This is a genomic window from Planococcus sp. VCh962, from assembly GCF_057748275.1.
In genome coordinates this window covers 189,818-213,253 of sequence record NZ_JBYLHS010000007.1, presented here as the reverse complement: position 1 = coordinate 213,253, position 23,436 = coordinate 189,818, and the positions used below count along the sequence as shown (strand labels likewise).

The window sequence follows — 23,436 nt, the reverse complement described above, 5'->3', positions numbered from 1 at the left end:
TCCGAAGTAGCTCAGTGGTAGAGCACCGCACTGTTAATGCGATGGTCGTAGGTTCGAATCCTACCTTCGGAGCCATTCTTTTGGAGAGCTGTCCGAGTGGCCGAAGGAGCATGATTGGAAATCATGTAGGCGGGCAACCGTCTCAAGGGTTCGAATCCCTTGCTCTCCGCCAGTAGATATCTTCAATTATGGCCCCTTGGTCAAGCGGTTAAGACACCGCCCTTTCACGGCGGTAACACGGGTTCGAATCCCGTAGGGGTCACCATTCTTTAAATTTCATGTGGAGGATTAGCTCAGCTGGGAGAGCATCTGCCTTACAAGCAGAGGGTCGGCGGTTCGATCCCGTCATCCTCCACCATTTCCTAAATACATAATTTCAATAAGGCATTTAAAAAGTTTCTACTATATAATATAATGACTATTGAAGAAAGCGTTAAGGAAAAATTATAGTTAGTATTGTCGCGGGGTAGAGCAGTTCGGTAGCTCGTCGGGCTCATAACCCGGAGGTCGCAGGTTCAAATCCTGCCCCCGCAACCAAAATGGTCCCGTGGTGTAGCGGTTAACATGCCTGCCTGTCACGCAGGAGATCGCCGGTTCGATCCCGGTCGGGACCGCCATTTTTACATAACAAAGTGGGTCAGTAGCTCAGTTGGTAGAGCATTAGATTGAAGCTCTAAGTGTCGGCGGTTCGATTCCGTCCTGACCCACCATTTTTTTAATAAAACTCCATGCCGGAGTAGCTCAACTGGTAGAGCAACTGACTTGTAATCAGTAGGTTGAGGGTTCAAGTCCTTTCTCCGGCACCATGGTGGGGTAGCGAAGTGGCTAAACGCGGCGGACTGTAAATCCGCTCCTTCGGGTTCGGCAGTTCGAATCTGCCCCCCACCACCAGTTTTATAGGGGCATAGTTTAACGGTAGAACAGAGGTCTCCAAAACCTCCGATGTGGGTTCGATTCCTACTGCCCCTGCCAATTTTTTAAATTTATATTATGGCGGTCGTGGCGAAGTGGTTAACGCACCGGATTGTGATTCCGGCACTCGGGGGTTCAATTCCCCTCGTCCGCCCCATGTTTTCATTTTCATCAATAACATATATATTTATAATAATGTGGCGGTCGTGGCGAAGTGGTTAACGCACCGGATTGTGATTCCGGCATTCGGGGGTTCAATTCCCCTCGTCCGCCCCATCATGTTATTGGGGTATAGCCAAGCGGTAAGGCAACGGGTTTTGATCCCGTCATGCCCTGGTTCGAATCCAGGTACCCCAGCTTTTGCGGAAGTAGTTCAGTGGTAGAACGCCACCTTGCCAAGGTGGAGGTCGCGGGTTCGACCCCCGTCTTCCGCTCCAAGTATGTTTGGCGGCATAGCCAAGTGGTAAGGCATGGGTCTGCAACACCCTTATCACCGGTTCGAGTCCGGTTGCCGCCTCCATAATGATTTGCCGGCGTGGCGGAATTGGCAGACGCGCGGGACTCAAAATCCCGTTCCTTCACGGGAGTGTCGGTTCGACCCCGACCGCCGGTATCTATTAAAAGGACCTGCCTGTCCTTTATGAACCACCAATTTTGATTAATTTCAAAATTGGTGGTTTTTTTGTTCCTTCTTTTAATAAAAAATGAAGCCGCTCAGAACTTTGAATCTTCTAATATTAATGCTATTGTTATTAATATTCAGATAATTTTATTGAGTGGAGGGAATATCATGGCTTATAAGTTGATTAAAAACGGGTATTTAATAGATGGCACAGGAAGTGCAGTGCTTGCTGAAGCAGCAGTATTATTAAAAGGCAACCGTATAGAAGCGGTAGGGAAACTTTCAGAAATGGAAGTACCTGAAGCGGCAGTAGAGGAAATTGATGCCCGGGGCGGTTTTATTCTTCCAGGAATAATTGATACACATGTGCATATCGCCATGCAGATAAAAGATATACGTGAGACGTTAAATACCCCGTTTGCCTTAAAGTTTTATGAGGCAATTGGCTATATGAAAAATACTCTTAATGCCGGTGTGACCACAGTGCGTGATGCAGGGTTTGCGGATTTCGGGATTAAGCAAGCAGTAGAAAAAGGTTTGGTCGCCGGTCCCCGGATGCAGCTAAGCATTAATCCTTTAACGATTACTGGAGGACATGGAGACTCATGGATGAGGTCTGGGTTGAACATTACCCCTAAAAGCTATCCAGGAATGCCAGATGGAATTTGCGATGGTCCTGAACAAGTTAGACAAAGAGTCAGAGAAATGCTCCGTGCTGGCGCTGAAGTGATTAAAGTCCATGCGACAGGAGGAGTGATGAGTCCGACAGATCATCCTGAATACACGCAGTATTCCCAAGAAGAGTTGTCAGTCATTGTAGAAGAAGCGACATTCCGGCGAGGCATAAAAGTGATGGCACATGCTCAAGGAGCTGAAGGCATAAAGAATGCTGTACGTGCAGGCATCCATTCTATTGAACATGGCATTTTTTTAGACGATGAAGCAATACAGCTAATGCTTGATAAAGGAACATATTTAGTGCCGACTTTACTGGCTCCAGTATCAGTTGTCGAAGCTAGCAAATTAAATGAAAGTATGCCGGAATACGCGGTGGAGAAAGCCCGTGATATTGTGGAGGTCCATAAAGAAAGTATAGCAAAAGCCTATAAAGCAGGAGTGAAAATTGCAATGGGGACTGATGCAGGGGTAATGGCTCATGGAACCAATTTGCGAGAGCTTGGCCTAATGTGTGATATTGGAATGTCTCCGATAGAGGCCATTGTTGCAAGTACTAAAGTGGCAGCGGAATGCCTGGGATGGGACGATCAAATTGGAACAGTCGAAGCAGGAAAGTTAGCGGATTTAATCATTACAAAAGCCAATCCCCTTGAGGATATTCGATCTCTCGAAAATACAGAAAATATTGTGGTCGTGATTAAAGATGGAGTAATTGAAAAGGACATAAATCCATAAAAATTTCACTCGCCAAATTTTTAAGGAATCGCAGAGCAGCTTTTCAGTTGTCGAATAATTTCGTATTGTTACAGCAATGTAAATTTATATTAATATAGTATGAAATTAATGTAAAATAGTATATTATAAAAAAGCTCAGAATTTAATTTATGAATATAGCGGAGGTAAGAAGATGGCTTTCAAAAAGAAAGATAAGTTTGCAGTTTTGTTAAGTGAAATCGCATTGAATTTAAAAGAAAGTGCTGCTTATTTTGCAGATTATAAGCTAAGAGAAATCAGCGACTTGAAAATTTTCTCTAACACGATGAAGGATTATGAAACCAAAGGTGACAATTACGTTCATACAGTTATCCAGGATTTGAACCAAGCTTTCATTACACCGATTGAGCGGGAGGATATCTTGTCGCTTGCAATGAATATGGATGATGTTTTGGACGGCTTGGATCACACAGCTTCCATGTTTGAAATGTATTCCATTGTTAATGCCGATGAATTTATGCTGGAATTTGTTGAAGCGATTCGTTTAAGCACAATCGAAATCGAAACTGCAGTAGATTTGATGTCTTCTAAAAAATTGCCTGCAATGAGAGAGCATGCAATAAAAATTAAAGACTACGAATCGAAATGTGATGTCACTAGACGCCACGCCATCAAGCATTTATTCCAAACGGAAAAAGATCCGATTCGCATCATGCAATACAAAGAAATATATGAAGAATTAGAAGAAATTGCAGACCATTGCCAAAAGGTAGCTAATACATTCGAATCAATAATAATGAAAAACGCTTAAGGAGCAAGATGACTCATGGATATGGTTCTGCTTTTAACGGTATTAATTGTCGTTTTTGCTGTAGTCTTTGACTTCATTAACGGATTTCATGATACAGCCAATTCAATCGCTACTTCGGTTTCAACAAAAGCACTGAAACCGCGCCATGCCATTTTACTGGCTGCTATCATGAACTTCGTAGGAGCTATGGCATTTACTGGCGTTGCTAAAACAATCACGAAAGACATTGTGGATCCGTTCACTTTGAATAACGGGACAGTCATTATTCTTGCAGCCTTGCTGGCTGCAATTGTCTGGAACCTGATTACTTGGTATTATGGCATACCAAGTAGTTCTTCCCATGCATTAATTGGCTCTATTGCGGGAGCAGCCATTGCAGCAGCTGGCTTTACAGCACTGAATTATGCAGGGTTCTTAAAAATTCTTCAAGCATTGATTTTTTCACCAATTTTAGCGTTTGTTGCCGGTTATATCGTCTACAGCATTTTTAAAGTGGTGTTTAGAAACCACAATCTCACCAGAACTAATCGGAATTTCCGCTTTGTCCAAATCGCGACTGCGGCTTTGCAATCTTTTTCACACGGTACAAATGATGCCCAAAAAGCAATGGGGATCATAACAATGGCTTTGATTGTAAATGGTTATCAGTCTTCTGATGACATTCAATTCTGGGTACAGTTCGTGTGTGCGCTTGCGATGGCTCTAGGGACATCAGTAGGCGGCTGGAGAATCATTAAAACAGTTGGCGGCAAGATTATGAAAATACGTCCGGTTAATGGCGTAGCAGCGGATATTACCGGTGCTGCGGTTATCTTCGGTGCGACGTTCATCCATTTGCCAGTCAGTACTACACATGTCATTTCTTCATCTATTATGGGTGTAGGAGCTGCCCACCGGCTTAAAGGTGTTAAATGGGGAACGGCACAAACGATGCTGATCACATGGGTTATCACAATGCCGATTTCTGCATTGTTGGCTGCTGCTTTTTACTTCCTTCTTAATCCTTTCCTATAAGACAATAAAAAGAACTTTGAATTTCAAAGTTCTTTTTATTAATATTATCGTGAAAAACTATTGGCGTTTTAACTCATGTATGTTATATTTATTAATGTCCTTTTTGACATGCCGGCGTGGCGGAATTGGCAGACGCGCGGGACTCAAAATCCCGTTCCTTCACGGGAGTGTCGGTTCGACCCCGACCGCCGGTATCTATTCCATCGCATTGCCAAGTGATGGACTTTAGAAAGCCCCTGTTCTGAAATACTCAGAACAGGGGCTTTTTTGTGTTTATAAAAGAAGTTAGCTGTTTATGCCTGTGTTGTTTCTAAATGAAGCTTCTTTTAATGGTTTTGGGTATAGGAATAAGTATAGCTGAAGGACGATATATGGAAACTGTATTTACTATTTTTTAGTTCTTCATTCAGAAAAGCCGGTGCAGAAAAATTACACTTCTGCACTGGCTTTTTTCGTGATGGATCTTACCCTGTTATTTAGCATATTTACAGCTTACGCGTTTGTTCTCCGGTTTAAACATTCCGTCTGGATTCTCTTTGAAGAGCCATGCGTGTAAGTCGTAGTGCTGGCCTTTAGAGCCATCATGGTTATCCATTGGCCCTTGGAATTTCTGGTTGAATAATACTGGTGTTTCATCAGTTTCTTCTGCCGGTACATACCATTCAGCGGCGACTAGCTTATAGCTTCCGTCTTTCAATGGTTCATACACCAAGATTTCAGGTTTTCTGATATGAAGTTTTGCATCATCTGCTCGGCTCGGTTTCATCAAGTGAATGCCCATATTAGGTACACAGTGCCCAGGTTTTAATCCAGTGAAACCTTCATCGAGTGCGACTTCAATGTCCCGATACTTCTTAAGTGCTCTCTTGCTGATGGCTAACTCCTTCCGAACGCTGTACTTGTAATCGCCGTCATCGTCATCGTGGTGGTGTGGATGTGCACTGACCGTTGACATGGCAGACAGGCTGAGAAAAGCGACCATGAGGGCGACAAGAAGCCTTTTCATTGTACTTCCTCCTTGATAAATATTTGATATATGTATCAATAAATTAATGTTATTTTTTCACCTTCATTATATACCTGATAACTAAAAATGCAATATAATTTTGCGAATAATCAGAATATTTTAGACTATTCTTTTTGCAATGTTTTTTATTGATCTGCTATTTTCGTCAAAACGAAAATAAGGAACTGATAAAAGAAAAAGACGAAGAAGGCAAACAGGAATTACAGAATATTGTCTTGTTATATCTACAGGATTGAAAGGAATGCAATGAGCAGAAGTTGAAGTAATAATCAAGAGATGAAAAAAAGGCAGTAGGGAGATGAAAAATGAAGATTAATTGATTGGATCACTGAGGTGTTAGCGGTAAAAAGTATTGAATACCTTAATAAGTTCCAGGATGAATTTTGAGAGATTGGAAATTAATTCATTTAGAGAAAATGGAAAGGCTGAAAGGGGCGGTTCCATGCCAACAATAAACTGGCATCAACTTACGTTGAATGAAGTTATCGAAACGTTGCAGACAGATGAAAACAAAGGTTTGACAGAAGAAGAAGCTGCAATGAGGAGCAGGGAATCAGGATTGAATGTGCTTCCGGAACCGAAAAAAGAACCAGCTATTTTGCGCTTTATCAAACATTTTAAAGATGTATTGATTTACGTTTTAATGGGCGCGGCGATTATCACCATTCTACTGGGGCATTATCTTGATACATTAGTCATTTTGCTGGTCATTGTAATCAATGCAACCATCGGGTTTATCCAAGAAAGAAAAGCGGAAAAGGCATTGGAAGGCATACGGGAAATGCTGTCCTTAAAAGCAACAGTGGTGCGGAACGGTACAAGAGTGGTCATTCGTTCTGCTGATCTTGTATCAGGGGATATCGTTGTTTTAAGTGCAGGAGATAAAATCCCTGCAGATATTCGTATTTTCGAAGCAGTCAACTTGAATGTAGAAGAATCGTCTTTAACAGGAGAATCAGAATCGATAGAAAAAATTAGCAAAGCTTTGCCAAAAGAGACAGTTCTGGCTGACCGGCGAAACATGATATATGCTGGCACTTCCATTTCTTCAGGTTCAGGTCTTGGAATGGTAGTTGAAATTGGCAATAACACGGAATTGGGGAAAATCAATGCCTCTATTTCCGATGTGGATCAGTTGCAAACACCATTACTTAGACAGATTTCTGAATTTGGTAAAGTTATTTCCGCTATTATCTTGATAAGTGCAGTTGTGATGTTCTTTATCGGTTATATTTTTCATAATTATGGAACAGCAGAATTGCTGCTGTCAATTATCGGTTTAACAGTGGCAGCGATTCCCGAAGGGCTGCCAGCAGTCCTGTCGATCATACTGGCAATTGGTGTACAAAGGATGGCGGGAGAGAATGCGATAGTCCGCAGTTTGCCTTCCGTCGAAACCTTAGGTGCCGTCTCGGTTATTTGTTCTGATAAAACCGGCACGCTGACTAAAAATGAAATGACCGTCACATCGATTTTACTGGAGGACGAAGAATTTGTAGTGACGGGCACAGGTTATTCTCCGGAAGGCACCATTTTAATGAATCATCAAGAAGCTCGTCTTGCAGAGTTTCCAGCATTAAAGCAGTTCTTAGCTTGCGTTAAAACAGTCAATGAAGCAGATTTAACATGCAATGAGCAAGGCCACTGGGTTATCAGTGGGGATGCTACGGAAGGTTGTCTCATCACTTTGGCAGAAAAAGCGGATGAAAGGGTCGATAAACTGAAAAGTTTATCTAAAGTTCCATTTGATTCGTCGTATAAGTACATGGCTTCACTCGTAGAGGTGAATGGGGGGAAAATCATTTTTGCGAAAGGAGCTCCTGAACAAATCTTTAACATGGCAGAATTAGAAGCAGGAACTGAACGATGGATGAGCTGGCAAAAGAAAATACAGGAACATGCGAAAAAAGGAGAACGGTTAATAGCAGCTGCTGTAAAACCGGTTGATTTTTCTGTCAAGAGCATTAGCCACGCCGACATGGATACCGGATTTGAAATAATCGGCCTGGCAGGAATTATTGATCCGCCGCGCGAAGAAGTCATCGACTCTATCCAGCAATGTAAAAAAGCGGGGATCCGGGTCAAAATGATTACGGGCGACCATAAAGATACAGCAATGGCAATAGGCGCTAAAATGGGCATCGGCGGAAATGGCCTTGCATTAGAAGGCAAAGACTTGGACCGGATGGGGGAAGAGGAATTGGCTGAGGCTGCATTGAAATACGATATTTTTGCTCGGACCAGCCCGGACAACAAATTTCAATTGGTTCGAGCCCTTCAAGCTGCTGGGCGTATTTGTGCGATGACTGGAGATGGAGTAAACGATGCACCGGCTTTAAAAAGGGCCGATATTGGTGTGGCGATGGGCATCAAAGGGACGGAAGTATCAAAAGAGGCAGCAGAGATGGTTCTGGTGGATGATAATTTTAATACGATTGTCAAAGCGGTCAAAGAAGGCAGGCGTGTTTACGATAACTTGAAAAAGACGATTTTGTTTATCTTGCCGACCAATATGGCGGAAGGCTTTTTAATTTTTGTCAGTATCTTGTTCGGAACAGTGATGCCATTGACTCCCGTGCAGATCTTATGGGTCAATATGATTTCAGCTGTCACGATTTCCATGGCGCTCGCTTTTGAAAAACTGGAGCCCGGTGCTATGAAAAGGCCGCCCCGAAAGCCGGACACGAAGCTATTGAGCCGTTATTACCTTTTTCGTATCGCCTTTGTTTCTGTCGTGATCTGCGGAGGGATATTATTTATGCTGGCGGAAGTAAGGGATGAGAACTATGATACAGCCATCCTGCATACAATGGCGCTGCAAGCATTGGTGATTTCTCAGTTGCTGTATTTATTTAATTGTAGAAACGAAAAAGGGTTTGCATTAAACCGGGATTTCTTTTCGAATAAAGCCGCTTTTTTGGTATCCGGCATTTTAATCGCTGTGCAGTTAGCAGTCACTTACGTTCCTTTTATGAATGTTTTATTGGGAACCGCAACACTTACAGTAGAACATTGGACATGGCCTCTGATTATTGGTAGTAGTGTGTTTGTTATTGTAGAACTGGAAAAATGGGTAGTCCGCAAATTTTTTACGGCATCATCATAAGAACTGAAGTATCTGAACGACGTAAATTAAAGTAATAATAACTGGTGAAGAACAAGCGAAAGGGGATACGGGACATGAAAATCAACCGGCTCGATCATTTGGTCTTAACTGTAACGAGCATTGAAGATACATGTAAGTTTTACCATCGGGTTTTGGGAATGGAAATCAATGCATTCGGGGATAATAGAAAGGCATTGAAGTTTGGAAATCAGAAAATCAATTTGCATGAAGCTGGAAATGAATTTGAGCCGAAAGCTAAGACTCCTTTGCCTGGAAGTGCCGATCTTTGTTTTATAACGGATATTCCTCTCCCCAAAGTTATTCAGCATTTAAAAGATTGCCACGTCAAAATCGAAGAAGGCCCAGTTAAAAGGACGGGAGCAACGGCTTCGATTTCATCCGTCTACCTTAGAGATCCTGACGGAAATCTTATCGAAATTTCTAATTATAATTAAGTATTCACTGGGATTCATTTTGAAAGGATATCTCTTTATTCGTATGTCTTATATTATAGAAGAAATTAATTGCAGGAGGTCATTGTATGAATTATGACGTAATTATTGTAGGCGCTGGCTCAATGGGCATGGCAGCGGGCTATTATTTAGCAAAAAAGGGAAAGTGGGTATTATTGCTCGATTCGTATGATCCGCCACATACAGAAGGCTCTCATCATGGAAGCACTCGTATCATTCGACATGCTTATGGGGAAGGAGAAAGCTATGTGGAGATGGCTCTGCGGGCACAGACCTTGTGGAATGAGCTTCAAGAACTGTCAGATGAAGAACTATTTATAAAAACGGGAGTCATTAATATTGCACAACCAAATTCCATTTTTATTCAAAACGTTCTCAAGAGTGCAGAAAGATATTCATTGAATGTTGAGCAATTAACAGCAGAGGAAATCAACCAAAAGTGGGAAGGCTTCCAAATACCTGAAGGCTATATAGGCTGCCATGAATTGGATTCAGGTGTATTGATGAGTGAAAACTGCATTAGAGCATTTAAAACAGGGGCATTAAAACACGGTGCTGTCCTAAAAGTTAATACCCCTGTCACTTCCATTTCCATTTTTGATGACCATGTCCAGGTGGCAGCAGCAGATGAAAGTTTTACAGCAGATTCACTAATTGTCACACCAGGTGCTGCAGCCAGAAAGCTGCTTTCATTGATTGGTTTAGAATTGCCTTTGCAAGAGCTAAGAACTACTTTTTCCTGGTTTGAAACAGATGAAAACATTTATCCTGCCAATCGTTTTCCTGCTTTTACTGTTGAACTGCCTTCAGAGATGTATTACGGTTTTCCAAGCATTAACAGAACAGGTGTTAAAATCGGCAGGCATGATGGTGGACGTCCACGAGATATGCGCAAACCTCCGGAAGCATTTGGAACTTATAAACAAGACAAAGAGGATGTCAGCCGTTTTGCAAAGCGGTATATGCCTAAGGTTGGCCAACATCATTCCGGTAAGCCGTGTACTTATACAAACACTCCAGATCAGGATTTCATTATTGATCAACATCCTGATTATGAACATATCGTTCTTGCCTGTGGATTTTCGGGCCATGGATTTAAATTCAGCAGTGCCGTTGGGGAAATTCTAAGTGAGTTGGCAACAGAAAAACGTCAATCTACACTCGATATTAGCCCTTTCGCTATTAAAAGATTTTCAATTAATAAACCACCCAGGAATTGATCCTTTTTCATCAGCCGTATTTTAGAAATGCATTCAATACACCTGCAAGCAAAGAAGTTAAGCCAATAGAATGTATACTATTATCCTGTATTGCGGTTTTATTCTACTGGATCTTTCATCTTTTCCAGTAGAAACTGGAGCCGTCCGAAATTTTCTTTCCCGATTCTGCGCTTTATTTTCCCGCGCTTCATCGCTGATGCTTCTCTATGTTCATCAATTAGCAGAAGTACATCAAAAATGAACGGTTCTGCGTATTGGAGGGAAGAAAGAATGGGATAGGACAGGTACATCGAGACATGGCCGTGGCCGTAAAAATTATCCTTTTCAATTGGCAATCGTTTTCGGACATAAGGCTTACCGATATCATGAAGCAGTGCAACCCAAGACAAAATTTCCCGTTCTTGGGGGTCTTGGATTTCGAGCTGGACTTGTTTGAACAATTTATACATGCGATCAACGATTTCGTTCATTTCTTCCTGGTTGATGAGCGCTTTGGTTTCTTCAAATGATGCATATAATGTCAAAATTTCTTGAAAAGACACGGTTTCTTTTTGGATAAGCTGCCGGATTGTTTGGATATCGATGGGCGCCAAAGAAGGCTGGAAATCGGATATGATGCTGACTTTATTAAACTTCTCATCTTTTCTTGGGAAATGGAAAGACCGGATATAGCGTTCGAGAATTGCTTCCGGCACATGTTCTCGTTCATTTCTCTTCCGATTTCGTTGTTTCAGCATTTCATAAGGAGTAAAGAATACAACTGCCTCTGTTTCGGCTTCAAATTTTTGGATCCGATTCAGGAAGCTTTTCCTTTTTGAAGAAGCCAAGTTGGTGGCATCGTAAATGACGTGGTGGCCGGCCCCAAGAGAAGAAACGGTCTGTTGGTACATTTCTTCAAACACTTCGCGATGATTGACGGGTTGCCCGATTTCAAATTTGCTTTGGGCGATGCGATCTGACGACAGATGGACCCAGCCTGATTCGATTTCTACCATTCTTCTTGCATAAGTTGATTTCCCGCTGCCTGGAAGGCCAATCAGCATTTTAAAGTGGGGCATGTTCTCACTCCTCTCAAACCGTATTTCTGTTAGAACACTCTCCTTACTTGTTATAATAACTGAATATCATAAAGTGATTACAGTGAAATGGACTGAGGAGGGCACATATGAAACAAATACATAGCGACATCCTGCAATTTAGAGGGACGCATTATGATTTTGGCTGGATGCAAGGGCAGCTTTTGAAAGATTCGATTACGCTTGAAAACCGAAGAAAACAGTGGAAAGTGAAACGCCCGAGATTTAAAATCGATGTGGAGGAAACCCATGATGCTTTTAAACGTTTTGCACCAGGTATATGGCAAGAATTGAATGGTTTGCGTGACAGCCTGGAATTGCCGCTGGAAGAGATCCTGCGTGATTTTGGAGGCTATCGGATCGATGCCATGCCTTCAGGCTGCTCCATTGTTACCGGAGATGGTTTCATGGTACGGAATTATGATTTTCATCCGCAAACCTACGAAGGGCGTTTCAGTCTGTTCCAGCCAACAGATGGCGGATATGCGGTCATTGGGCCGACATCACGGATTATCGGGCGTATGGACGGCATGAACGAAAAAGGTCTGGCAATGGGCTATAACTTCACCCACCGCAAAAAGCCTGGCGACGGTTTTGTTTGTTATATGATTGGCCGCATCATACTGGAGACATGTGCGACGATACAGGAAGCAGTGGAGTTAGTGAAAGAAATTCCGCACCGGGGCTCTTTTAGTTATGTAGTCACGGATACTAGCGGCGGGACCTTTGTCATTGAAGCAAGTCCAAGAGCGGTTGACGTACGGCAAACGAATGTTTGCACCAACCATTTCGAAATCCAGACTGTTGAAAACCGCAATTACTTAAAAGATTCCTATCAGCGGTTGAGTGCAATCGAGACACAGCCTGATCAGACAACAGACGCTTATAAAGCATATAAGCTCTTTACTGATCCGGGTAAAGGTGTGTTTTCATTGGATTATAAGAGCTGGGCTGGCACAATCCATACATCGGTTTATTTGCCTAAGAATAAGCAGATGTGGTTTTCAATCGGAGGCAATCAGGAGCCGGTTGTTTTTGATTTTGGCGATTGGCTGCAAGGAACGAAGCTCACAATGGAAAAAATATACGGGGAGATCGATACCGACATTGGCTTTGCCCATATGGACAAAAACTACGTATACAAATGAAAAACAGCACCTACTTTAACAGTGGGTGCTGTGTTACATTTCAGCCATATGGACAAATGGCAAGTGAGTATCTATTTTTCCATTGACTTTTTTAGCATATAGACGCTCACCCTGAAGCCAGCGTTCAAAATCGAACATCAGTGGGAGGCGATCGGGGCCAATCGCGAATCCGACTTCGAGGCTATGCGGAAAATAAGAAGCCGTATGCAAGGTGCCGGAAGCGGTGGTGTACTTTTTGGAAAAGACACCTTTATCGGAATCATTGAGCAAGCGGAAAGCACTATAGGCATCCGCCAGATTCTGGTAAGCGAGCATGGTTTGTTCCCGTCGGCGGGAATCATCTGTCTGATAGCGGTTTTCTTCCGTCAGCAATTCAAAATGATTGGTGGAAACCGCAGATTCACGGATAAGCACTGATCGTGGTGAAGCTTCCACAACAACCGATTTTCCGCTGCGGTCAAGAAGAACGTAGCTGAATGAGCGTCGGTGGGGAATTTCTTTCAGCAAATCGATGGCTTCCTCAATTGAAGCACAATTCTCCAAAATCAGCCGGCCAATCATATTGCAGATAAAGCCGTCTTCAGAGTTTCTGCGGTTGATGAAGTTATATCCCATCGCCAAGCCTTTTTCATTCAACCCATCGGTCCGGCCGGTGATTTGCATCGTTGGGCCGATTGTCGCGTAGCCGCCGTCTGTTGGCTGATATAAGGCAAAACGGCCTTCATAGCCTTGCGGTGCGCTGTCGTAATTGCGGACCATAAAATCGGAGCCGGTGAAAATGGAACAGCCGCTGCGCACGTATTCCAAATAATAGCCGCCGAATTCCCGGATGGCATCATGCATATCCCATTCGAGGCTGTCGGCCAAGCCGTTAATTTCTTCCCAAATTCTTGGAGCATAATCCAATAGCATCTCTATGGCTTGCTGTTCGTTTATCAGTAAGCTTTTGCTAGTTGAATTCCTTTGTTTGCGGCGGTTCGGCAAAAGAATCGAATCTTTCAGCCGTTGCCCTTGCATATAACCAAAATCATAATGGCTTCCCCGGAATTGAATAATATCACTATGCACTCGTTTCACTTGAAGACCTTCTTTTCTCTCAGATTAACAAGAGTTTACTGCATCCTGCGTAAAATAGAAAAGAATATGCCTAGGAAGTCAGACCACTTGAATTTCCGCTTCTCCTCCATTGATTCCTGTAAACATATTAGAAGCAGCGGTCAACAGCTGCAGTGCCACATCTTTATCCATCGATGGCCGCAAGTAAAAGATATGTAATGCGTTTCGAGTGGCTTCCGTCACAGCCGTCCGCTTAGAATCGACATAGGGGCTGCCAAAAGGGCCTTGTGAATCTTTCGAAACGAGAATATTCGTTAAGGTATTGATTCGGTTATTCAATCCTTCAAATTGATCGTGAGAAGTGCCGAGTGCGATTTCAACATTGCCTTCAATTTTGTCGGCATCATATAAGCCGAGCGGAATTTCATATTGCAGTGACAGAAAACTGTTCATATCAACGGCAGAATGAATCGGTTTTAAGTAGTTTTGTTTTTTGATACGGCGGTATAGAGCTTCTGCTGAAGGGCGGTAGCGGCTTGGATCAGCGCCAAAAGCTTTCCAGATCAGCTGCCATTCCAAGAGGCCGGGAAAATCGGTCAGTTCTTTGTCATCCAAATCGAAAAACAATTGTTCCTGGAAAAGCTGAAGCCGGCCTTTTAACATTTGAGGTGAATCGGAAACGGTGATATTGTTATAATGAATAGTTCCTATTTTAAAGTCAGGAAGGATTTCAATAATATTAGGATTGATTGTCAGTTCCATTGCAATCTTCCTTTCAGATGATGGTTTAGGGATATCGTATCATATATTAAGAATGAGAGGTTACAACATGAATCTTGATCAATTTCAAAAAGAGCTTGTTGCGTATGCCTCGGAAATCGGAATTGATAAAATCGGTTTTGCTTCGGCGGAACCTTTTTATAATTTAAGGCACCGGCTGATTCGCCAGCAGCAACTGAACTACCAGTCGGGCTTTGAAGAACCGGATATTGATAAGCGGACGAAGCCAGCTCTCTTATTGGATGAAGCGGTCAGCATCATTGCCATTGCCATTGCGTATCCGTCCAAGATGAATGATGCGCCAAAAGGCGTAAAGGGAGCGCGGCGTGGAATTTTTTCCCGGTCGTCATGGGGAAAAGACTACCATGCTGCATTGCGTGAGCGTCTAATGCTGCTTGAGGCTTTTATTGCCGCCCATTACCCGGACGCCCGTATGCGCTCGATGGTGGACACCGGTGAGCTGTCAGACCGAGCGGTAGCGGAGCGCGCAGGAATCGGCTGGAGTGCCAAAAACACTTCTATAATTACACCGGAGTTCGGCTCCTATGTTTATTTAGGAGAAATGATCACCAATATCCCGTTCCGTTTTGATGCGCCGATGGAAGACCAATGCGGCGACTGCCGCTTGTGCATCGATGCTTGTCCGACAGGGGCAATTGTTGAAGGCGGCCAGCTGAATGCCCAGCGCTGCGTTTCTTTTTTAACGCAGACCAAAGGCTTTTTGCCGGATGAGTTCCGCAGCATTATTGGCAACCGGTTATATGGCTGTGATACATGCCAGACGGTTTGTCCGAAAAACAAACGCAAAGCCAATCAAATTCATCCCGAGTTCGAACCGGATCCTGAAATTGCGAAACCTCTATTGGAACCGTTGCTGGCCATTTCAAACCGGGAATTCAAAGCGAAGTTCGGTTATGTTTCCGGTTCGTGGAGAGGCAAAAAGCCGATTCAGCGAAATGCCATTTTAGCGCTTGCCCATTTTAAAGAAGAAAGTGCAGTACCGGCGTTGATTGAACTTCTCGAGGGAGACGACCGGCCGGTAATTCGCGGAACAGCGGCTTGGGCGCTTGGCAAGATTGGTACCGTGGAAGGGCTGGAGGCGCTGAAGCAAGCGCAGCACATAGAAAAAGATGAAGAAGCACTAGCAGAAATTCAAAAAGGGTTGGCTTTTTTCGCCGAAGAGATGAAAGGATAAGTGAAAGATTTGGCTATACACATTGTTTTGTATCAACCGCTGATTCCAGCAAATACAGGTAATATTGCGCGTTCATGTGCAGGGACAGGGGTAAAGCTTCATTTGGTCCGTCCGCTTGGATTTTCAACCGATGACAAAATGTTGAAACGGGCAGGACTGGATTACTGGGAACATGTTGATTTAATGTATCATGACTCCCTGCAAGAACTATTCGATCGCTATCCTGAAGGGGAATTCTATTATATAACGAAGTTTGGAAAGAAAACGTATTCGACATTTGATTTCTCGGATCGCGAAAAGGATCATTTCTTTGTATTTGGACAGGAAACAAAAGGATTGCCAAAAGAATTGATCGAACAAAACCTGGACCATTGCCTTCGCATTCCAATGAACGAGCATATCCGTTCACTGAATTTATCCAATACGGCTGCGATCCTGATGTACGAGGCATTGCGCCAACAAGATTTTCCGGCATTAACTTAAAGGAACGCATGAAAAAAGGACAGCCGTTGGGCTGTCCTTTTGCTTTTGCATTATTTCTTTTCGAAAGTACCTGGTTTGTCATCGTAGCCAGCAGTAAGGGTAGCTGACAAGAACGCTACACAAACACCTAGAATAAGGATTAAGTTCATTTGTAACGACCTCCTTGAAATTTGCATCTGTGTTTAGTATAACGTAATGGCGGGAAAAATGAAATATAACTGCTAATTGAAATGTGGAGAATTTCTGTCCAATGGCCCGTAACTATCCGGGGTTTTTATTAAAAAAATGAAACCAAAGCGGATTTTAGCCGTATATAAGATAAATAAGTTTTTAAAAGAGGTGAAAAGGATGAAAATGAAAATTTCAATCGCTTTGTTATGGATTACCGGTTTAGCGGAAGCGGCACTAGCTATTCCGTTTATAGGCGGAAGTTTTGTCATTTCGACAGGGTATACAGCGCTTGGTGTGATGTTCGTTCTACACGCAATCACCTTGTTCTTCTGTTTCCGTGAATACTCACCGAAAAGCGGTTCGATTCTCGGAATTATTACCAGCTTACTTGCATGGATTCCGCTGATTGGCTGGGCAATGCACTTGCTTACCGCACTTGTGTTAATCATTTCAGCTGCTGTTTCCAGACCCAGAGCTAGAATCTAATAAATAAAAAACCGCCTTGATGGCGGTTTTTTTTGTTTAATGAGGTGCAATAAGAATTTGGATAGCGAATAATACAGCAAATACGTATAAAATCGGATGAACGGTTTTTCCTTTTCCTTTAAAGATTTTCATCAGCGGATATGAGATGAAACCAAGGGCGATTCCCGTAGCGATACTTGAAGTAAGCGGCATTGCCAGGACAATCAGAAACGCCGGGAAAGCTTCGTCGAATTCATCCCATTCAATATGTTTTACTGCACCGATCATCAAACTTCCGACGATGATTAAAGCAGGAGCGGTAATCGCTGCAACACCTGACAATGCGGAGACGAGCGGCCCGAAAAAGGCAGCCAGGATAAACAATACAGCGACAGTTAAAGAAGTCAAACCTGTCCGGCCGCCAGCGGCGACACCTGCAGAGGATTCCACATAAGCGGTTGTCGGACTGGTTCCGACCATCGCACCGGCTGTCGCTGCGACAGAATCGGCCAGTAAAGCTTGGCGCATGCGTGGCATATCATTGTTTTTCATCAACCCTGCTTGTTTAGCAACGCCAATCATCGTACCCGTCGTGTCAAAAAGAGTAACCAATAAGAATGAGAAGACGACTCCGTATAAACCGAATTCAATGACCATCTGGAATGCTTCAACCGGATTCCAGACGATAATGCCTTCCGGAAGTGAAGGAAGCTGAACCAGTGCACCTTCGAATTTCAATTGCCCCGTAAAGAAAGCAATGATTCCCGTTACAATCATACCGAAGAAAATTCCACCATGGATGTTCAGTGACATAAAAATTAATGTGATCAGCAATCCGATCAAAGTCAGCGCAACCGGAGGCGAGGTCAAATCCCCCAAACCTACCAAGTTTGCTTCATTGGCTACAATGAAGCCACTGAGCCGCATGCCGATAAAAGCGATGAACAGCCCGATGCCAGCGGTGATGGCATGCTTCAAATTTTCAGGAATTGCCTGAATCAATATTTTTCGCAAACGAGTCATTGATAATACAACAAATATAAGACCGGCAACGAACACAGCTGAGAAAGCAGTGACGTAATCAATTGCCCCATCAGAGGCAAGCACCAATGAAGTGAAATATGCATTCAAGCCCATTCCTGGAGCGATAGCAATTGGGTAATTAGCGAATAATGCCATCCATAATGTGCCGATTGCGGCAGCAATAATGGTCGCCATAAAAACCTGATCAAAAGGAACGCCTGCAGAACTTAAAATAACTGGATTGACAATTACAATATAGGCCATCGTCAAAAAAGTCGTCATGCCGGCAAGAACTTCAGTTTTAACAGTAGTGCCATTTTCTTTTAAATGAAACATGTGACAAACTCCTTTCAAAACACGAACGTTTTAAACAACATTTAATATAATATTCGCTTTTGGGTGAGAAAGCAAGGGTTTTAATCAAAATAATCCCGAAAGTCGAAATATGTTGAGGATATTTGTACAATAGGAAAAGAAAGGATGATGAAGATGGACTTAACGATCAAATCAACAAAAACATTACATAATGGTGTGGAAATGCCGCGCTTTGGCCTTGGCGTTTACAAGATGACCGACAAAGAAGCGGCAGTGGAAGCCATGCTGGCGGCAATAGAAGCTGGTTATCCAGCAATTGATACTGCAGCGATTTATCAAAACGAAGAAGAAGTTGGGGAGGCTGTCCGTGCATCCCGCGTTAAACGTGAAGACTTGTTCATCACTTCTAAAGTCTGGAACACCGATCAAGGTTATGACAATACGCTGCGTGCTTTTGAAGCATCGCTTAAGCGGCTTGGTTTTGATTATCTCGATTTGTATTTGACCCATTGGGCAATTCCAGAGACATATGAAGAGACTTACCGTGCTATCCAGCGTTTGTATGATGAAAAGCTGGTGCGGTCAATTGGGGTATCCAATCACCAGCAGCATCACTTGGAAAAGATATTGGCCAAAGCAAATACGAAACCGATGGTCAACCAAATTGAATTGCATCCGCAGCTGACACAGGAACCACTGCGCCAATTCTGTGCAGACAATGACATCGCGGTGACTTCTTGGTCACCGCTTGCCCGAGGCCGCTTATTGGGCGAGCCGGCACTTGCAAAAATAGGCGAAGCACATGGCAAGACGATTGCTCAAGTCGTAATCCGCTGGCATCTGCAAAGTGATTTGATTGTCATTCCGAAATCTGTAACTCCGTCACGCATCCTGGAAAATGCGGATGTTTATGACTTTATGTTGTCCGAGGAAGAGATGAAAATGATTGATGGTTTGAACCAGGACTGGCGTAGCGGTACGCATCCCGATCAAATCAGTGTCTAAAATAGTTTAAAGCCGCCAGCATTTTTGGCGGCTTTTTTATATTGAAAGATAAAAAAAGGCGAAACTATGTTATTATAAGTCTGAATATTTAGTAATCTATTCTCATAAGGGGGCTTATATGAGCAAAAAAGAATTTATCTTGGATCAGCTTGCGGTATGCCGCAATACGGACAGTTGGTTTAAACCATTAAGCAAAGCAATAGAAGGGCTGACCGCGGAGCAGGCTAGCTGGAGACCAAATGGAAACTCACATTCAGTCATTCAAATTGCGAGCCATTTGCTTTTTTATAACGAGCGGTGGTTTCAGCGCTTCGAAGGCGGAATCATTGACGAATATCCAGAAACCAATGCTTCTACCTTTAAAGAATTGATCAACCCCACAGAACAAAGCTGGAGAGAACTGACAGCGAGCCTTGATCAAAGCTTGGAAAAGTGGCAGCAAGCAATCATGCAGACAAGTGAGGAAAAGCTCCATAGCAGCATCCCGGGTTTTCCTGAAGAAGCTGCCTGGTGGGAAGCGCTATCCAATCTATGTACCCACAACGCCTATCATATTGGACAAATTATTTATATCCGCAAAATACAAGGCACTTGGACAATTGAAGAAGACTGGTATTAAAGAAATAAAAATGCACCGGGAAAATTCCCGGTGCATTTTATCTTATCAGCGTGCTGTATCTTCAACAACGATTTTTTCATTGGTGAACGGATGGATGAAAGACATGCGGAATGCATGAAGGTGATAGGAACCATCCTGTGTCGAAGGTCCTTCGTACAATTCATCTCCAATGATTGGATGTCCTATATGGGACAAGTGGGCCCGGATCTGGTGTGTGCGCCCGGTTTCCAAAGTCAGATGAAGCAACGATTTGCCTTCCATCTGCTTCAAAAGCTTGTAATGCGTCACCGCACTTTGTCCGGTAGGGGAAACCCGGCGGCGCGTCGGATGATGGCGGTCACGGCCAAGTGGAAAGTCGATAGTGCCCGATTTATTATGGACTTTGCCTTTTACCACTGCCTCGTAGTCCCGGACCAGCTGTTTTTGTTCCAGCATGCGATCGAGTACGTTTTTGGCGACCGGATGTTTCGCTACCATCAGAAGACCCGATGTTCCTTGGTCAAGGCGGTGTACATGCTCACCATATGTTCCTCCGCTTCGAATGATGTGGCCGAGAATGGCATTGATGAATGTATCAGTCTGGCCTATTTCGTTCGGATGCGTCGCCATGCCTTTCGGTTTTCTGGCAATGATAAAATGGTCATCTTCAAATAAAATCGGAAGTTCCACATCGTGATTCGGTTCATAAGGAGAATCCGCAGGCGGCAAGTCAAAATGCAGCACAGTCCCTTTTGGCAACGGTTCTTTCCAAATGACTTCCTGGAATTTATCGTTTTTCACGCTTTTCGCCATCCGCATTTCGTGGACCACTTTCTTGCCGAGGCCCCATTCTTTTCTCAACAACTCTTCAACGGTCATGCCGTCGTCTTGCACTTCATAACTCCATGTCATCTTTATTCCTCCATATAAAAGAGCCATGCGCCACAGCACATGACCCTTATGTCTATTATTTTAAGACCACTTGATTAAAGAATTCTTCAATGTTTTCTTTTGGTTGGGCTCCAACCCAGCGAGCGACTTCCTTGCCATCTTCATAATGAACGAGTGTTGGCGTTGCTTCGATGAAATATTGCTGCCATCCTTGATCATACTCTAACAGATTATACTGCTTGACGTCTACACCCATATCTTCAGCGACTGGCATTAACACCGGTGTAGTAGCCTGGCAATGCGGGCAAGTCGGGCTGAAGAAATAAACCGTAGTCGGTTCGCCGCTGGCAATCTGCTCCTCTAATGCATCCGGCAAAATGATGTTCTGGTAATTCTCATCATCCAGCTGGTCGATTGTCGCTTGATTTAAATCTTCTGTATCATATGGATTGTTGGCCAATTTTTGATTGTTCGATTGGTTCGTCAAAAAGATGATTAACCCGAAAATCACGACAACAGCCGCACCGATGATTAACATTTTTTTCATTATTATTTTTCCTCCTTCAAAGACTTCCATAAATAAAAGCTCATCCCGGCAATCAAAATAAAGGCGATCAGCGCTAAAAATGGAATGGTGATGAATCCGAAATAATTGATGTACTGGCCAGTGCAAGGCACACGTCCACATGCCGGAGCGGTCTCGGATAAAAAGTCCAGTTTTTGAATTCCATAATGATAAAGCGAGATGCATCCGCCAATCACTGAAAAGACAAGGGTGGTAAGTGCGATTCTAGTATTTTTTTGAATATAGGCGATTCCGATGATAATTACGAGCGGGTACATAAAAATCCGCTGGATCCAGCACAGCTCGCATGGTTCATAACCCCGAATTTCGGAAAAGTACAATGAACCCATTGTGGCGACGAGAGCCACACCCCACATGGAAAGCAAAATATTCTCTTGGCGCTTCGACATCGGTAGGTACCTCTTTTCAAATTTTACTTCCTTAAAAGTATAAATCTTTAAGTGAGGCAAGTAAATTAATATTATCTTGCGCTAGTATCCTATATAATAAAGTTTGAAACTTTTGTGAAGGAGTGTCTGCAGTGCCAGAACAATTCGATTTATCCGATTTCGAAAAAAGCATGGTCATCCGGGAGATGACTTATTCTGATATCAATGCCATCCTGGAAATGCAGCGTTTGTGTTTTCCTGGAATGGACCCATGGAAAGAAGAACAATTACGAAGCCATTTAGGCGTGTTTCCTCAAGGGCAGCTTGTTGCAGAATTGGATGGCAAAGTCATTGGTTCCTGTTCAAGCTTATTGATCAACTTTGATGAGTACGACGATCGCCATACATGGGACGATGTGACAGACGGCGGTTATATTACGAACCATAACCCGGACGGTTACAATATGTATGGAATTGAAGTAATGGTGCATCCCGATTTTCGCCGGATGCAAGTAGGGCAGCGGCTCTATGAAGCAAGAAAAGAACTGGCACGTGAATTGAATTTAAAATCGATCATTCTGGGCGGGCGCATTCCGAATTACCATAAACATGCACATGAAATGTCACCGCGGGAATATGTGGATGCGGTATCGCGCCATAAGATTTATGATCCGGTTTTAACTTTCCAATTGATGAACGGTTTCCAATTGATGCGCATCAATCCGAACTATTTACAGGATGATTTGGCATCCGGGAAGTATGCGACATTAATGGAATGGAACAATGTCGACTACAAACCGATTTCCAAGCGCCATTTTAAAACAAGCTTGCCGGTACGGATTTGTGTGGTCCAATACTTGATGCGTGCTATTGAATCATTTGACGATCTTGCCAACCAGGTGGAATATTTCGTCGATGTAGCGTCAGACGCCCATTCTGATTTCGTGGTATTCCCGGAAATTTTCACAACGCAATTGATGTCATTCCTGAATGAACCGTCACCAAGCCAAGCCGTTCGCAAATTGACAGAGTATACTCCTCAGTATATTGAACTGTTTACGGATCTTGCTGTACGCTACAATATCAACATCATCGGTGGATCGCATTTCGTGAAAGAAGAAGACGATGAAATTTACAATATCGCTTACTTGTTCCGCCGAGACGGTTCTATCGACAAACAATACAAAATCCACATCACGCCAAATGAACGGAAATGGTGGGGAATTTCTGCAGGAGACTCGGTGCGTGTTTTTGATACGGACTGCGGAAAAATCGCTATCCAGATTTGCTATGATATCGAATTCCCTGAACTTGCACGTATTGCGACAGACATGGGTGCGAATATCATCTTCTCGCCTTTCTGTACAGAAGACCGCCAAGGCTATTTGCGTGTTCGTTATTGTGCACAAGCCCGTGCCGTGGAAAATCAGATTTATACAGTCATTTCCGGAACAGTCGGCAACTTGCCGCAAACGGAAAATATGGATATCCAATACGCCCAGTCCGGAATCTTTGCACCATCTGATTTTGAATTTGCCCGTGACGGCATTGTTGGAGAAACCAATGCGAACCTGGAAATGGTGCTGATCGGGGATGTCGATCTTGAAATCCTTCGCCGCCAGCGCCAAAACGGTACCGTTAAGCAGCTGAAAGACCGTCGCCATGACGTTTACAGCATTAATTACAAAAAAGATTGATT

Annotated in this window: 21 protein-coding genes and 17 tRNA genes; 30 read left to right on the top strand and 8 right to left on the bottom strand. The window is 43.4% G+C overall.

Translation table 11 applies throughout. From position 1 onward, the window contains the following. The 20 genes from AC3AQ9_RS17070 (at position 1) to AC3AQ9_RS16975 (ending at position 4,945) form a co-directional block, all read left to right on the top strand. Positions 1 to 75: transfer RNA gene (locus tag AC3AQ9_RS17070), tRNA-Asn, on the top strand. Positions 76 to 82: 7 nt separating this feature from the next. Beyond that, positions 83 to 172, top strand: a tRNA-Ser gene (locus AC3AQ9_RS17065). 18 nt (positions 173 to 190) lie between these two features. Continuing rightward, positions 191 to 265: transfer RNA gene (locus AC3AQ9_RS17060), tRNA-Glu, on the top strand. A 17-nt stretch (positions 266 to 282) separates the two neighbouring features. Further along, positions 283 to 358: transfer RNA gene (locus tag AC3AQ9_RS17055), tRNA-Val, on the top strand. A gap of 102 nt (positions 359 to 460) precedes the next feature. Continuing rightward, positions 461 to 537, top strand: a tRNA-Met gene (locus AC3AQ9_RS17050). 4 nt (positions 538 to 541) lie between these two features. Further along, a tRNA-Asp gene (locus AC3AQ9_RS17045) sits at positions 542 to 617 on the top strand. Between the two features lie 17 nt (positions 618 to 634). After that, positions 635 to 710: transfer RNA gene (locus AC3AQ9_RS17040), tRNA-Phe, on the top strand. A gap of 20 nt (positions 711 to 730) precedes the next feature. After that, positions 731 to 806 (top strand) — tRNA-Thr (locus tag AC3AQ9_RS17035). Between the two features lies 1 nt (position 807). Continuing rightward, positions 808 to 891, top strand: a tRNA-Tyr gene (locus AC3AQ9_RS17030). A 7-nt stretch (positions 892 to 898) separates the two neighbouring features. After that, positions 899 to 972: transfer RNA gene (locus AC3AQ9_RS17025), tRNA-Trp, on the top strand. Between the two features lie 21 nt (positions 973 to 993). Further along, a tRNA-His gene (locus tag AC3AQ9_RS17020) sits at positions 994 to 1,069 on the top strand. Between the two features lie 43 nt (positions 1,070 to 1,112). Next, positions 1,113 to 1,188: transfer RNA gene (locus AC3AQ9_RS17015), tRNA-His, on the top strand. 9 nt (positions 1,189 to 1,197) lie between these two features. Beyond that, positions 1,198 to 1,269: transfer RNA gene (locus tag AC3AQ9_RS17010), tRNA-Gln, on the top strand. Between the two features lie 5 nt (positions 1,270 to 1,274). Further along, a tRNA-Gly gene (locus tag AC3AQ9_RS17005) sits at positions 1,275 to 1,349 on the top strand. A 9-nt stretch (positions 1,350 to 1,358) separates the two neighbouring features. Beyond that, a tRNA-Cys gene (locus AC3AQ9_RS17000) sits at positions 1,359 to 1,432 on the top strand. A 9-nt stretch (positions 1,433 to 1,441) separates the two neighbouring features. Then, positions 1,442 to 1,525 (top strand) — tRNA-Leu (locus AC3AQ9_RS16995). Between the two features lie 177 nt (positions 1,526 to 1,702). Next, positions 1,703 to 2,947: a metal-dependent hydrolase family protein gene (locus tag AC3AQ9_RS16990; protein ID WP_488308675.1), complete on the top strand. Its 1,245-nt coding sequence runs from the start codon at positions 1,703 to 1,705 to the stop codon at positions 2,945 to 2,947. A gap of 172 nt (positions 2,948 to 3,119) precedes the next feature. Continuing rightward, positions 3,120 to 3,737, top strand: coding sequence for a DUF47 domain-containing protein (locus AC3AQ9_RS16985; RefSeq protein ID WP_488308674.1), 618 nt, complete (start codon positions 3,120 to 3,122; stop codon positions 3,735 to 3,737). Between the two features lie 15 nt (positions 3,738 to 3,752). Further along, the gene (locus tag AC3AQ9_RS16980; RefSeq protein ID WP_488308673.1) at positions 3,753 to 4,751 is read left to right on the top strand and encodes an inorganic phosphate transporter; all 999 of its coding nucleotides are present in this window, start codon (positions 3,753 to 3,755) and stop codon (positions 4,749 to 4,751) included. Between the two features lie 110 nt (positions 4,752 to 4,861). Further along, positions 4,862 to 4,945, top strand: a tRNA-Leu gene (locus AC3AQ9_RS16975). 278 nt (positions 4,946 to 5,223) lie between these two features. On the opposite strand, the gene AC3AQ9_RS16970 is transcribed toward AC3AQ9_RS16975, so the two are convergent. Next, positions 5,224 to 5,757: a hypothetical protein gene (locus tag AC3AQ9_RS16970; protein ID WP_488308672.1), complete on the bottom strand. Its 534-nt coding sequence runs from the start codon at positions 5,755 to 5,757 to the stop codon at positions 5,224 to 5,226. Positions 5,758 to 6,220: 463 nt separating this feature from the next. On the opposite strand from AC3AQ9_RS16970, the gene AC3AQ9_RS16965 reads away from it, so the two are divergent. From AC3AQ9_RS16965 to solA, 3 genes are all read left to right on the top strand, one after another. Further along, positions 6,221 to 8,884 carry a cation-transporting P-type ATPase gene (locus AC3AQ9_RS16965; protein WP_488308671.1) on the top strand — a complete coding sequence of 888 codons (2,664 nt, stop codon included), beginning with the start codon at positions 6,221 to 6,223 and terminating at the stop codon, positions 8,882 to 8,884. A 74-nt stretch (positions 8,885 to 8,958) separates the two neighbouring features. Continuing rightward, entirely contained in the window at positions 8,959 to 9,339 is a 381-nt protein-coding gene (locus AC3AQ9_RS16960) for a VOC family protein (RefSeq protein ID WP_488308670.1), read from the top strand. A gap of 86 nt (positions 9,340 to 9,425) precedes the next feature. Then, a complete protein-coding gene (solA, locus tag AC3AQ9_RS16955; protein ID WP_488308669.1) occupies positions 9,426 to 10,577 on the top strand; it encodes an N-methyl-L-tryptophan oxidase in 1,152 nt (383 codons plus the stop codon). 98 nt (positions 10,578 to 10,675) lie between these two features. Here solA and AC3AQ9_RS16950 read toward each other — a convergent pair whose 3' ends face one another. Further along, positions 10,676 to 11,635, bottom strand: coding sequence for an AAA family ATPase (locus tag AC3AQ9_RS16950; protein WP_488308668.1), 960 nt, complete (start codon positions 11,633 to 11,635; stop codon positions 10,676 to 10,678). A 107-nt stretch (positions 11,636 to 11,742) separates the two neighbouring features. Between AC3AQ9_RS16950 and AC3AQ9_RS16945 the strand changes: the two genes are divergently transcribed. Then, positions 11,743 to 12,801, top strand: a complete 1,059-nt coding sequence (locus AC3AQ9_RS16945; protein ID WP_488308667.1) for a C45 family autoproteolytic acyltransferase/hydrolase — start codon at positions 11,743 to 11,745, stop codon at positions 12,799 to 12,801. Between the two features lie 33 nt (positions 12,802 to 12,834). Here AC3AQ9_RS16945 and AC3AQ9_RS16940 read toward each other — a convergent pair whose 3' ends face one another. Beyond that, complete coding sequence (locus AC3AQ9_RS16940) at positions 12,835 to 13,878, bottom strand: C45 family autoproteolytic acyltransferase/hydrolase (protein WP_488308666.1); 1,044 nt, start codon at positions 13,876 to 13,878, stop codon at positions 12,835 to 12,837. Between the two features lie 78 nt (positions 13,879 to 13,956). Then, positions 13,957 to 14,619 carry a B3/B4 domain-containing protein gene (locus tag AC3AQ9_RS16935; protein WP_488308665.1) on the bottom strand — a complete coding sequence of 221 codons (663 nt, stop codon included), beginning with the start codon at positions 14,617 to 14,619 and terminating at the stop codon, positions 13,957 to 13,959. A gap of 67 nt (positions 14,620 to 14,686) precedes the next feature. Here AC3AQ9_RS16935 and queG point away from each other — a divergent pair, with 67 nt between their 5' ends. The 3 genes from queG (at position 14,687) to AC3AQ9_RS16920 (ending at position 16,972) form a co-directional block, all read left to right on the top strand. Beyond that, complete coding sequence (gene queG / locus AC3AQ9_RS16930; protein WP_488308664.1) at positions 14,687 to 15,832, top strand: tRNA epoxyqueuosine(34) reductase QueG; 1,146 nt, start codon at positions 14,687 to 14,689, stop codon at positions 15,830 to 15,832. A gap of 9 nt (positions 15,833 to 15,841) precedes the next feature. Next, complete coding sequence (gene trmL / locus AC3AQ9_RS16925; protein ID WP_488308663.1) at positions 15,842 to 16,315, top strand: tRNA (uridine(34)/cytosine(34)/5-carboxymethylaminomethyluridine(34)-2'-O)-methyltransferase TrmL; 474 nt, start codon at positions 15,842 to 15,844, stop codon at positions 16,313 to 16,315. Between the two features lie 354 nt (positions 16,316 to 16,669). Beyond that, positions 16,670 to 16,972: a hypothetical protein gene (locus AC3AQ9_RS16920; protein ID WP_488308683.1), complete on the top strand. Its 303-nt coding sequence runs from the start codon at positions 16,670 to 16,672 to the stop codon at positions 16,970 to 16,972. A 36-nt stretch (positions 16,973 to 17,008) separates the two neighbouring features. Here AC3AQ9_RS16920 and AC3AQ9_RS16915 read toward each other — a convergent pair whose 3' ends face one another. Further along, the gene (locus AC3AQ9_RS16915) at positions 17,009 to 18,310 is read right to left on the bottom strand and encodes an NCS2 family permease (protein ID WP_488308662.1); all 1,302 of its coding nucleotides are present in this window, start codon (positions 18,308 to 18,310) and stop codon (positions 17,009 to 17,011) included. Positions 18,311 to 18,463: 153 nt separating this feature from the next. Here AC3AQ9_RS16915 and AC3AQ9_RS16910 point away from each other — a divergent pair, with 153 nt between their 5' ends. Both AC3AQ9_RS16910 and AC3AQ9_RS16905 read left to right on the top strand, forming a co-directional pair. Further along, on the top strand, positions 18,464 to 19,294 hold the full coding sequence (locus AC3AQ9_RS16910; protein WP_488308682.1) for an aldo/keto reductase: 831 nt from the start codon (positions 18,464 to 18,466) through the stop codon (positions 19,292 to 19,294). 118 nt (positions 19,295 to 19,412) lie between these two features. Then, positions 19,413 to 19,913 (top strand): DinB family protein, encoded by a 501-nt coding sequence (locus AC3AQ9_RS16905; protein WP_488308661.1) that lies wholly within the window; start codon positions 19,413 to 19,415, stop codon positions 19,911 to 19,913. A gap of 45 nt (positions 19,914 to 19,958) precedes the next feature. On the opposite strand, the gene AC3AQ9_RS16900 is transcribed toward AC3AQ9_RS16905, so the two are convergent. Genes AC3AQ9_RS16900 through AC3AQ9_RS16890 form a run of 3 tightly spaced genes read right to left on the bottom strand, consistent with a single transcriptional unit; the run spans position 19,959 to position 21,758 of the window. Next, positions 19,959 to 20,804: an RluA family pseudouridine synthase gene (locus tag AC3AQ9_RS16900; protein WP_488308660.1), complete on the bottom strand. Its 846-nt coding sequence runs from the start codon at positions 20,802 to 20,804 to the stop codon at positions 19,959 to 19,961. A gap of 55 nt (positions 20,805 to 20,859) precedes the next feature. Then, a complete protein-coding gene (locus AC3AQ9_RS16895; protein WP_488308659.1) occupies positions 20,860 to 21,330 on the bottom strand; it encodes a thioredoxin family protein in 471 nt (156 codons plus the stop codon). Between the two features lie 2 nt (positions 21,331 to 21,332). Beyond that, positions 21,333 to 21,758, bottom strand: coding sequence for a disulfide oxidoreductase (locus AC3AQ9_RS16890; protein WP_488308658.1), 426 nt, complete (start codon positions 21,756 to 21,758; stop codon positions 21,333 to 21,335). A 131-nt stretch (positions 21,759 to 21,889) separates the two neighbouring features. Between AC3AQ9_RS16890 and AC3AQ9_RS16885 the strand changes: the two genes are divergently transcribed. Next, positions 21,890 to 23,434 (top strand): GNAT family N-acetyltransferase, encoded by a 1,545-nt coding sequence (locus AC3AQ9_RS16885; RefSeq protein WP_488308657.1) that lies wholly within the window; start codon positions 21,890 to 21,892, stop codon positions 23,432 to 23,434. Positions 23,435 to 23,436 lie beyond the last annotated feature (2 nt).